Origin of the sequence: Promicromonospora sp. NPDC057488 (assembly GCF_042802395.1) — a bacterium.
In the GTDB taxonomy this organism is placed as follows: domain Bacteria; phylum Actinomycetota; class Actinomycetes; order Actinomycetales; family Cellulomonadaceae; genus Promicromonospora.
The window spans coordinates 1-9,808 of record NZ_JBHVEG010000207.1; the positions used below are offsets into that span (position 1 = coordinate 1).

The window sequence follows — 9,808 nt, forward strand, 5'->3', positions numbered from 1 at the left end:
CTTGGGTGGTGGGCTGGTTTTTGTTTATAAGAGACTGCGTTGAGATCGGTCCATCAGTGGACCGATCTCAACGCAACCGACCGATCTCACCGACCCAGCCCCGGGCCAGCAGGTCACCGACCCCGCTGGCCACGACAGATCACCCACCGGCACGGCAGCCAGCGCACTTCTGCGCGCCCCCAGATCCCGGGATGTGAGATCTGGGCAAAGATCGTTGACTTCTATGGGTTCCATTCGTATCTTCTTGGACATCGAGACCTACCGCACCAATCCGATCGGAAAGATGTAGAAAGCCTCGACAGGTCATGAGTTCCGACGCGAAGCCCCGGCTGGTCGGACGGCAACCCCCCGCGCGGGTGGGTGCCCCGGGTGAGGACCAGGTCCACCGCCAGCCGGCGGATGACAACACGCGTCGCTCGCCGATGGGCGAGCAGGTGAGGAGAACGACGATGACCCGGAGCGCTGCCCCCGCCGTCCACGTGTCCCTGCCGTCCCGGATCGTCCCCGTGCGGGTTGGTGCTGCCCCGCGCGAGGACATGTGTTGCCACTGTTCCTGTCGCTGACGGCGACAGCCCGACACTGACAGCGCCGGCGCGCTGACCGGTCGCCACAGGCACCACCGGCCAGCCGCCCGGCCTCCCCTCGGCCTCCGCGCCGAGCCTCGGCCACCACCGGCCCTCACGTTCCTGACCGGACGTCTCTCTCCTGCCTCCCGGCAGCCCCGCCCCCGGATGACTCCCAGGCGCCGTCGTGCACCCGAGGGACCACCCGGGTGCCGTCGCGCTGCCGCAGCCCGAACGGAGCCCCGCCGTGCCGTACCCGCCGCAGCCCACGTCCCTGACCGCCACCGCCCTCGCGTCCCGTCCCGTCGTGCTCGGCGTGGACCTCACCTCCGCCGGCGCCCGTCCGGGTGCCCACCGGGCGCGCGGCCCCATCGCGCCGCGCCCGTTCGACGGCGAGCGGTTCCTGCACCTGGTGCGGACCGCCGACCGCGGCCTGCTCGACTTCGTGAGCCTCGACGAGGGCTTCCTGCTCCACCCCGGGCGCAGCCAGGTCACCGGCCGCCTCGACACGGCCGTCGCCGCGGCCCGCGCCGCACGGGTCACGGCCGGGATCGGCCTGGTCGCCGCCGTCGACACGGTGCACGTCGAGGCGGCCCACGCCGCCGTCGCCCTGAGCAGCATCGACCGCGCCAGCAGCGGCCGGGCCGGCTGGCAGGCCGTGCGGCAGGGCACCCTCCCCGAGTCCGACGACGCCTGGGCCACCCGCGTCGAGCTCGGCATCCAGTCGGTGACCCAGGTGTGGACCGGCCGTCCCGGCAGCGGCGCGGGCGCCGTCGAGCTCGACGCCGAGGGCCGGTTCCGCGTGGACCACGACGGCATCCGGTTCGCCGTCCGCGGCCGGCCCGCCGACGGCGGCGCCCCGCTCCCGCAGACACCCCCGCCCGTCGTGGTGCGCGTGCGTTCCGAGGCCAGCGCGGCGCTGGCCGGCCGCATCGCCGACGTCGCGCGGATCGCCGTGGCCGACGCCGCGCACGCGGTGCGGCTGCGCCGCCTCGTGCGGGACGCGGCGCTGTCCGCCGGGCGCGACCCCGAGGACGTGCGGGTGCTCGCCGAGGTCTACGTGGTGCTCTCCACCGAACGGGCCGGTGCCCGTGCCCGGCTGGAGCTGGTCGAGGCGCTCGAGGGCACCGCCCCCATGGGCGACGGGCTCGTGGTCGCCGACACCCCGGACGAGCTGGCCGCCCTGATCGCCGACTGGACCACGGCCGGCGCCGTCGACGGATTCCTGCTGCGCCCCTCCTCGCTCAGCTCGGACCTCGACACGATCACCGACCACCTGGTCCCCGCGCTCCAGCACGAGGGCCTGTTCCGCACCGAGCGCACGGAGACGACCCTGCGCGGCTCGCTCGCCCTGCCCGACGCCGCGACGGTCGCCCGCGAGCTGCCCACCGGCCGCCTGCTGAGCGCCTGAACGCCCACCAAGAACCCTGAGGAGACAACCATGACCACCCCTGAGCTGCAGACCCCCGACGCCGCAGGTGCCAAGGTCGCCGGCGGCGCCCTGCTGATCGACGTCCGCTCGGCCGCGGGCCGGGCCTCGGCGGGCGAGATCCCGGGCGCCACGCTCGCGGACCGCAACAACCTCGACGCGCTGTTCGGTCCGTCCGACAACCCCGCGATCACACTCGACACGCCCGTCGTGATCGTGTGCGGATCGATCAACGGCTCCGGCCCGGTCGCCGAGGCGCTCGCCGCCCGCGGCTACACCGACGTCTCGCACGTCGACGGCGGGTTCCCCGCCTGGAAGGAGGCCGGGCTGCCCGCGACGGAGGCGGCGGACCAGCCCGCCGCTGACACGGCGGACCAGCCGACGGCCGACCAGCCGGCGACCGACACCGCCGACCTGCCCGCGGCGGCACCGAGCGCGGCACCATGACGATCGCGGACGAGGTCCGGGCGGCGCGGCCGAGCAGCAGCACGGGCAGCGGCACGGCCAGCGGCACGGCCAGCGGCACCGTCATCGGCACGGGCAGCAGCGCGCCGAGCGTCGTCGTCCGCCGGGTGCGCGACGACGAGCACCACGCCGCCGCCGAGGTGCTCGTGACCGCCTACTCGCACGACTTCGAGATCAGCGACAGCTACCGCCAGTCGCTCGGCGCCGTCAGCCGCTGGGCGAGCGAGCACGAGGTCTGGGTCGCGGTGCCCGCGGGTGAGACGGGCGGCGGGGCCACGCGGGTGCTCGGCGTCGTCGTCACCCCGGCGCTCGGCGGGCCGGCGCTGTCGCAGCTCGCCCTGGACGGCGAGCTCGACTTCCGCCTGCTCGCGACGCACCCCGACGCCCGCGGGGGCGGCGTGGGCGAGACGCTCGTGCGGCACGTGATCGCGCTCGCGCGCGACCGCGGCGCCCGGCGGGTCGTCATGAACTCCGGGGACCAGATGCGTGCGGCCCACCGCCTGTACGAGCGGCTCGGCTTCGGGCGCCTGTACGAGCGCGAGACGCGCGTCGTCGAGACGAAGCAGGGGCCCACGCGGCTGCTCGCCTTCGGCCTCGACGTCGCCGACGCGGATACCAGGACCGACATCCAGGACGGCCGGCCATGACCGGCTTCGCCACCCGCCAGGTGCACGCGCGCAGCACGGGCCGGGACGACGCCGGGCGGGCCACCACCGCGCCCGGCGCCGAGCCGTCGGCCCGCGTGGTGCCGCGCGCCACTCCCGTCTACCTGACCGCCGGGTTCGAGTTCGAGGAGTGGGAGCAGGCCGCCGGGCACTTCGGCGCCGGCGAGGGCTTCGCCTACACGCGCACCGGCAACCCGACCACGGCCGCCGTCGAGCAGCGGATCGCGGCCCTGGAGGGCGGCGCCGACGCCCTGTTCCTGGCCAGCGGGCAGGCGGCGGTCACCGTCGCCCTGCTCGGCCTGGTCGAGGCGGGGCAGCGCGTCCTCGCCGCGTCCAGCATCTACGAGGGCACGCGCGGGCTGCTCCTGGAGAACCTGCCGCGCCTCGGCATCGAGGCCGACTTCGTGGACGACGCCGCCGACCCCGCCGCCTGGGAGCGCGCGATCCGCCCCGAGACCCGGGTGCTGTTCCTGGAGTCGATCCCGAACGCCCGCAACGACCTGCCCGACCTGGCGGCCGTGGCCGACGTCGCACACGCCCACGGGCTGGTGCTCGTCGTGGACAACACCCTGGCGACGCCGTACCTGCTGCGCCCCATCGAGCACGGGGCCGACGTCGTGGTGCACTCCGCCAGCAAGTTCCTGGCGGGGCACGGCTCGGTGCTGGGCGGCGTCGTCGTCGACGCCGGGACGTTCGACGCGCGCGCCTCGGGCGCGCTGTACCCGCACCTGGTGGCGCCGTCCCGCACGGGCGGGCCGAGCGTGGCCGAGCGGCACGGCGGCAACGCGCGCCTGGCGTACCTGCGCGAGACCGTGGCGCCGCGGTTCGGCCCGACGCCGTCGCCCCTGAACGCGTTCCTCGTGGGCCAGGGCATCGAGACCCTGTCGCTGCGGGTGGCCCGGCAGAGCGCGTCGGCCCTGGAGGTCGCCCGCTGGCTGGCGTTCCGGCCCGAGGTCGCGTCGGTGGACTACTCCGGGCTGGACTCCAGCCCGTCGTACGCCCTGGCCAAGCGGTACCTGCCGGACGGCCAGGGCTCCGTGTTCACCTTCACGCTGCACGGCGGCGCCCCCGCGGCGCGCGCCCTCGTGGAGGCCGTCGAGGTCTTCACGCACATGACCCACATCGGCGACGTCCGCTCCCTGGTGCTGCACCCGGAGAGCACCAGCCACGTGCTGCGCACCCCGGCGGAGCGGGCCGCGTCGGGCATCCACCCGGGCACCCTGCGCCTGTCGGTCGGCATCGAGGACCTGCCCGACCTGATCGGCGACCTCGACCGCGGCCTCGCCGCGGCCCGGCGCGCCGCCGGGAACAGCACGGCCGGCGACGCCGGCACCCCACGCAAGGAGACACCATGACCCGCCAGCAGCACCTCGGCTGGTTCCTGGCCCGCGGCTTCGGGCCGCACGGCTGGGGCCACGACTACCTGGACTGGAACTACGACTGGACCCGGCCCGACCTCTACGTCGAGTCCGCCCGCGCCCTGGAGCAGGCGGGCGTCGACCTGCTGATCATCGAGGACGCCCCGTCGCTCGGCAGCCCGGAGACCATCGACCTGCGCGTGCGGCAGGCGTTCGGCGGCCCCAAGCACGACCCGCTGCTGCTGGCCCCGTACCTGTTCGCCGCGACGCAGCACCTCGGCATCGTGCCGACGGTCAACCCGGCCGCCGTGCTGCCCTACACCGGGGCGCGGCAGCTCGCGACGCTCCAGCACCTGTCGGGCGGCCGGTTCGGCCTCAACCTCGTGACCGACACCGGCAGCGCGCGGCACTTCTCGGACGCGCCGCCGCTCGGGCACGACGCCGCGTACGACCGCGCCGAGGAGTGGCTCGACGGCGTCCGCTCGCTGTGGCGCTCCTGGGACGACGGCGCGCTGATCGCCGACCCGGGCGCCGTCGGGCCCGGCGGCGCGCGGACCGGCGGCCGCTACGCCGACGGCGGCCTGCTGCGCCCGGTGCGGCACCGCGGCGAGCACTTCGCGTTCGACGGCCCGCTCAACGCCCTCCCGTTCGCGGACGGCGCCGACGGCGAGCCCGTCATCGTCTCGCCGGGCGGCTCGGGCCGCGGGCTGGCTTTCGCGGGCGCGAACAGCGACGTCCAGCTCGCGCTGGCGCCCCTGACGGAGCGCAGCGTGCGCGACTACCGGGCCAAGGTGCACGCCGCGGCCCGCGCGTCGGGCCGGGCGCTGGAGCACGTCAAGGTGCTTTTCGCGATCAAGCCCGTGCTCGTGTCCAGCCCGCAGGAGGCCGACCGGCTGGTCGCGGAGTCGACCAACCCCGACGACGGCACGCTGTGGCGCATCGCCGAGCAGCAGTCGAGCGACCTGGAGACCGACCTGACGGCGCTCGACCTCGACAAGCCGCTGCCCACGGGCCTGTTCGGCGACCACGTCTCGCACGGCTCCATCAAGCGGCTCGTGGGCGAGCACGACCTCGCGACCACGCCGCTGCGCGTGCTGCTCGGCGGGCTCGCCCGCCTGGGCCGCATCGCCGACCGCTCCGGCTGGGTGGGGACGGCGGGCGAGCTCGCCGACCTCATCGAGGAGCTGGGGGAGTGGGGCAACGACGGCGTGCTGCTGTGGGGCGACCTGCACCCCGTCACCGTGCACCGCACGCTCGACGAACTGGTCCCGATCCTGCGCCGCCGCGGCATCCTGCGCACCGAGTGGGCCGACGGCGGGCTGCGCGCCAACCTGCGGGCGTTCTGAGCCGTGCCGGTGATCGTCGCGGACCCGACCTGGGTCGCCACCACGTGGGACGATCCGCGCGCCGCCGCGCTGCGCGAGGCCATGACCGACGACCTCGCCCCGCGCTACGCCGACCTGCGCGAGCAGCGCGCCCGGCTGTTCGCGCCCGCCGAGCCGGGTGGGCTGAGCACCGTGCCGACGTCGGACGAGGTGCTGGTGACCTGGATCGCGCTGGACGGCGCGGAGCCGGTGGCCACGGGCTCGCTGCGGCGGTTGGGCGGCACCGCCCTCCACCCCGAGGTGACCCATGAGGTCAAGCGCATGTTCGTCCGGCCCACGCACCGCCGCCGGGGGCTGGCGGCGGGCGTGCTGGCCGCCGTCGAGCGGTCCGCGCTGGACCGGGGGATCGAGGTGCTGCGCCTGCAGACCGGCGTCCGGCAGCCCGAGGCCGTGGCGCTGTACGAGCGCGAGGGCTGGACCCGGATCGCCCCGTACCCGCCGTACCCGGCGGAGTCGAGCATCTGCTTCGAGAAGCGGTTGTGACCTGACCCGTCGGAGCCGGGCGCGCGATACCGTCTGCACGTGAACCCCCACGGATGGCGGCGCATCGCGGCGTGGCTCGTCGACTGGCTCTGCTTCCTGGTGTGGCTCGCGCTGCTGGCGGCGGTCGGCGTCCCCCTCTACCTCTCCGGTGTGACGGCACACTGGTCAGCCGCGACCACGAACGTCGTCTCGGCGCTCGTCACGGCGGTGCCGCTGACGATCTTCCTGGCCGTCCTCGAGTCGGGCGCCCGGCAGGCGACCGTCGGCAAGCGCGTGCTGGGGCTCAAGGTGGTCGGTGCCGCGGACGGCGAGCGCCTCTCGTTCGCCCCGGCCCTGCTCCGGAACGCGCTCAAGGTGGCGGTGCCGTGGACCATCGGGCACGCGGCCGCGATCGGCCTGGTCGGGTCGTCGGCGGTCGGACCGGGTCTCGTGATCCTCACGGCGGCCGCCTATGTCCTGCCGGTCGCCTACTTCGTCACCCTGTTCGTCGGGCAGGGGCGCACTCCGTACGACCGGGCGGGTCGAGCCAGGGTCGTCCGCGCGTAACCGCAGGTGGTCGGCGGCGGTGCCGGCGCGCCCCGAGGCGTTGCCACTATGTGAGACCACTATGTGAGATCTTCCGTCGGACACCTTGGCAGGTCCCCGTGCGGACCTATCGTCGGCGCCACCGCGGCCCCCGCCGGGCCGCCCGACGCCGCGAGGAGCAGCCATGACGACCGACGGTTCTCTCACCGCACCACACGATCCGGCCGACGACCCGGCCCCGGCGCGCATCCCGATCGTCGCCGTCGCCCTGGACGGCGCCGGCTGGCACCCCGCCGCGTGGCGCGAGCCGGGTGCCCGCCCCGAGGCCCTGACCGACGCCGCCTACTGGGTGGGCCTGACCCAGCTCGCCGAGGCCGGGCTCGTCGACCTCGTGACGTTCGAGGACAGCTTCGGCATCCCCGTCGGCCCCTGGGACGACCCGGCTGCCGACCGGACCGACCGGGTGCGGGTGCGGCTGGACGCCGAGCTTGTCGCGGCGCGCGTGGCTCCCGCGACCCGGCACATCGGGCTGGTCCCCGTGGTCACGGTCACGCACACCGAGCCGTTCCACGTCGCCAAGGCCCTGGCCACCCTCGACCACACCAGCCGGGGCCGCGCGGGCTGGCAGGTGCGCGCGTCGCCGTCGGGCACGGAGGCGCGGCTGACCGGCCGCCGCGACCTGCCGGAGATCACGCTGGAGGACTACGCCTCCGGACGGGCGGACGAGCAGGTCGCCGAGCTCTTCGCCGAGGCGGCCGCCGTGGCCGAGACGGTCCGTGCGCTCTGGGACTCCTGGGAGGACGACGCCGAGATCCGCGACGTCGCCACGCGCCGCTTCATCGACCGCGACAAGGTGCACCGCGTCGACGTCGAGACGCAGTGGTTCTCCGTGCGCGGCCCGTCCATCACGCCGCGCCCGCCGCAGGGACAGCCGGTCGTCACCGCGCTCGCGCACGCGACGGTGCCCTACGAGCTGGCCGCCCGCGCGGCCGACGTCGTCTTCGTGACGCCGCAGGACGACGCGAGTGCGGCCTCGATCCTGGCCGAGGTGCGCGCCGCCGAGGAGCGGGTGGGCCGCACCGGGGAGCCGCTGCGCGTCGTCGCTGACCTGGCCGTGGTGCTCGACACGAACGGCCGGGCGGCGGCCGAGCGCCTGGCCCGCCTGGACGCCCGGGCGGGTCAGACAGAACAGGGCTGGGTCACCGACGCGCGGGTCCTCGCGGGCTCCGCGGCCGATGTCGCCGACGTGGTCGAGGCCTGGACCGGCCTCGGGTACGACGGCGTGCGCGTGCGCCCCGCCGTGCTGCCCGACGACCTGGACGCCCTGGTCACCGACGTGCTGCCCGAGCTGCGGCGCCGCGGTCTGGCGCGCACCGCCTACGACGCCGGCTCGCTGCGGGGCCTGCTGCGCCTGCCGACCGAGGTCCCCAACCGCTTCGCCGCCGTCTGACCTCAAGACCCGAGACCTGAGAGCGAGCAGACCATGAGCACACCCACCGGCAAGCCCCGCAAGCAGATCATCCTCGGCGCCTACCTGGGCGGCGTGAACCACCACACCCTGTGGCACCTCCCGGAGTCGGGCAGCCAGATCGACTTCTCGACCTTCGAGCACACGGCCCGCACTGCCGAGCGCGGCCGGTTCGACTTCTTCTTCCTCGCCGAGGGCCTGGCGCTGCGCGAGCGCGACGGGCAGGTCTTCGACCAGGACATCGTGGGCCGGCCCGACACGTTCACCGTGCTCGCCTCGATCGCCGCCGTGACCGAGCACCTGGGCCTGGCCGCCACGATCAACGCGACCTTCAACGAGCCGTACGAGCTGGCCCGGCAGATCGCCTCGCTCGACCACCTCTCGGGCGGCCGCGCGGCGTGGAACGTCGTGACGAGCTTCGACGCGTTCACCGGCGCGAACTTCCGCCGCGGCGGGTTCCTGGACCGGTCCCAGCGGTACGAGCGCGCCGCGGAGACCATCGAGGTGGTGCGCTCCCTGTGGGACGCGTGGGCCGCCGAGGACCTGGTGATCGACAAGGAGGCGGGCGTCTTCTCCCGGTCCGGCGCCGGCTCGTTCGCGCACACCGGGCCGCAGTTCGACGTCGGCGGCTGGTTCGGCGTGCCGCGCGCACCGCAGGGCCACCCCGTGATCCTGCAGGCCGGCGTCTCGCCGCAGGGCCGGGACTTCGCGGCGGCCAACTCCGACGCGATCTTCTCGCCGTACGGCCGGTTCGACGAGGCCCGCGCCTACTACCAGGACGTCAAGGCCCGGGCCGCCGGCTTCGGCCGCGACCCCGACCACCTGAAGATCCTGCCCAGCGCCTCGTTCGTGCTGGGCGCGACCGAGGCCGAGGCGCAGGACAAGGCCCGGTGGGTGCGCGAGGAGCAGGTCACGGGCCGCACCGCGCAGATCCTGCTGGAGCAGATCTGGAACCGCGACCTGTCGGCCTACGACCCGGACGGCCCGCTGCCCGACGTCGAGCCGGCGCTCGACGCGCCGTCGTTCATCGCGGGGCGCGCCCTGACGCACGCCGACCGGCCCGCGACCGTGGCCCGCCTGCGGGCCCAGGCCGAGGCCAACGGCTGGTCGCTGCGGCAGACCGTGATCGAGGAGTTCACGCGCGGCTCGTTCGTCGGCACGCCCACGCAGGTCGCGGACGCGCTCGACGACTTCGTGCAGAACGACGGCTCGGACGGGTTCGTCATCGGCTCGCACCTGGTGCCGACCGGGCTGGACGAGCTGGTCGACGACGTCGTGCCGCTGCTGCAGGAGCGCGGCTCGCTGCGCACGGAGTACGAGGGCACCACGCTGCGCGACAACCTGGGCCTGCCGGCGCCGGCCGGTGTCGCGCACGAGGCGGCGGGCGCGGTCTAGCCCGGCCTGAGTGTCAGACACCCCCGTACGTGTCAGACGTACAGGTCACCCGAGGGACCTGTACGTCTGACA

At 74.9% G+C, this 9,808-nt stretch carries 9 protein-coding genes and 1 riboswitch; all 9 genes read left to right on the forward strand.

Annotated elements, in window-relative coordinates:
- Positions 1-301 precede the first annotated feature (301 nt).
- Positions 302-414: riboswitch (SAM riboswitch) on the forward strand.
- A 336-nt stretch (positions 415-750) separates the two neighbouring features.
- The 9 genes from ACFU5G_RS26545 (at position 751) to ACFU5G_RS26585 (ending at position 9,736) form a co-directional block, all read left to right on the forward strand.
- Positions 751-1,974: an LLM class flavin-dependent oxidoreductase gene (locus ACFU5G_RS26545; protein ID WP_377251506.1), complete on the forward strand. Its 1,224-nt coding sequence runs from the start codon at positions 751-753 to the stop codon at positions 1,972-1,974.
- 30 nt (positions 1,975-2,004) lie between these two features.
- Entirely contained in the window at positions 2,005-2,439 is a 435-nt protein-coding gene (locus tag ACFU5G_RS26550) for a rhodanese-like domain-containing protein (protein ID WP_377251508.1), read from the forward strand.
- Complete coding sequence (locus ACFU5G_RS26555) at positions 2,436-3,104, forward strand: GNAT family N-acetyltransferase (RefSeq protein WP_377251510.1); 669 nt, start codon at positions 2,436-2,438, stop codon at positions 3,102-3,104. The genes ACFU5G_RS26550 and ACFU5G_RS26555 overlap by 4 nt, the downstream gene beginning before the upstream one ends.
- Positions 3,101-4,477, forward strand: a complete 1,377-nt coding sequence (locus ACFU5G_RS26560) for an O-acetylhomoserine aminocarboxypropyltransferase/cysteine synthase family protein (RefSeq protein ID WP_377251512.1) — start codon at positions 3,101-3,103, stop codon at positions 4,475-4,477. The genes ACFU5G_RS26555 and ACFU5G_RS26560 overlap by 4 nt, the downstream gene beginning before the upstream one ends.
- Positions 4,474-5,826, forward strand: coding sequence for an LLM class flavin-dependent oxidoreductase (locus ACFU5G_RS26565; protein WP_377251514.1), 1,353 nt, complete (start codon positions 4,474-4,476; stop codon positions 5,824-5,826). The genes ACFU5G_RS26560 and ACFU5G_RS26565 overlap by 4 nt, the downstream gene beginning before the upstream one ends.
- 3 nt (positions 5,827-5,829) lie before the next feature.
- Complete coding sequence (locus tag ACFU5G_RS26570; protein WP_377251516.1) at positions 5,830-6,348, forward strand: GNAT family N-acetyltransferase; 519 nt, start codon at positions 5,830-5,832, stop codon at positions 6,346-6,348.
- Between the two features lie 39 nt (positions 6,349-6,387).
- Entirely contained in the window at positions 6,388-6,894 is a 507-nt protein-coding gene (locus ACFU5G_RS26575) for an RDD family protein (protein WP_377251518.1), read from the forward strand.
- 163 nt (positions 6,895-7,057) lie between these two features.
- Positions 7,058-8,323, forward strand: coding sequence for an LLM class flavin-dependent oxidoreductase (locus ACFU5G_RS26580; protein WP_377251520.1), 1,266 nt, complete (start codon positions 7,058-7,060; stop codon positions 8,321-8,323).
- 33 nt (positions 8,324-8,356) lie between these two features.
- Positions 8,357-9,736 carry an NtaA/DmoA family FMN-dependent monooxygenase gene (locus tag ACFU5G_RS26585; protein WP_377251522.1) on the forward strand — a complete coding sequence of 460 codons (1,380 nt, stop codon included), beginning with the start codon at positions 8,357-8,359 and terminating at the stop codon, positions 9,734-9,736.
- Positions 9,737-9,808 lie beyond the last annotated feature (72 nt).

What these genes read in the sequence shown, in the direction of transcription:
- ACFU5G_RS26555 (WP_377251510.1), top strand. Translation starts at nt 2,436, where the DNA reads ATGACGATCGCGGACGAGGTCCGGGCGGCGCGGCCGAGCAGCAGCACG.
- ACFU5G_RS26560 (WP_377251512.1), top strand. Translation starts at nt 3,101, where the DNA reads ATGACCGGCTTCGCCACCCGCCAGGTGCACGCGCGCAGCACGGGCCGG.
- ACFU5G_RS26565 (WP_377251514.1), top strand. Translation starts at nt 4,474, where the DNA reads ATGACCCGCCAGCAGCACCTCGGCTGGTTCCTGGCCCGCGGCTTCGGG.
- ACFU5G_RS26550 (WP_377251508.1), top strand. Translation starts at nt 2,005, where the DNA reads ATGACCACCCCTGAGCTGCAGACCCCCGACGCCGCAGGTGCCAAGGTC.
- ACFU5G_RS26585 (WP_377251522.1), top strand. Translation starts at nt 8,357, where the DNA reads ATGAGCACACCCACCGGCAAGCCCCGCAAGCAGATCATCCTCGGCGCC.
- ACFU5G_RS26580 (WP_377251520.1), top strand. Translation starts at nt 7,058, where the DNA reads ATGACGACCGACGGTTCTCTCACCGCACCACACGATCCGGCCGACGAC.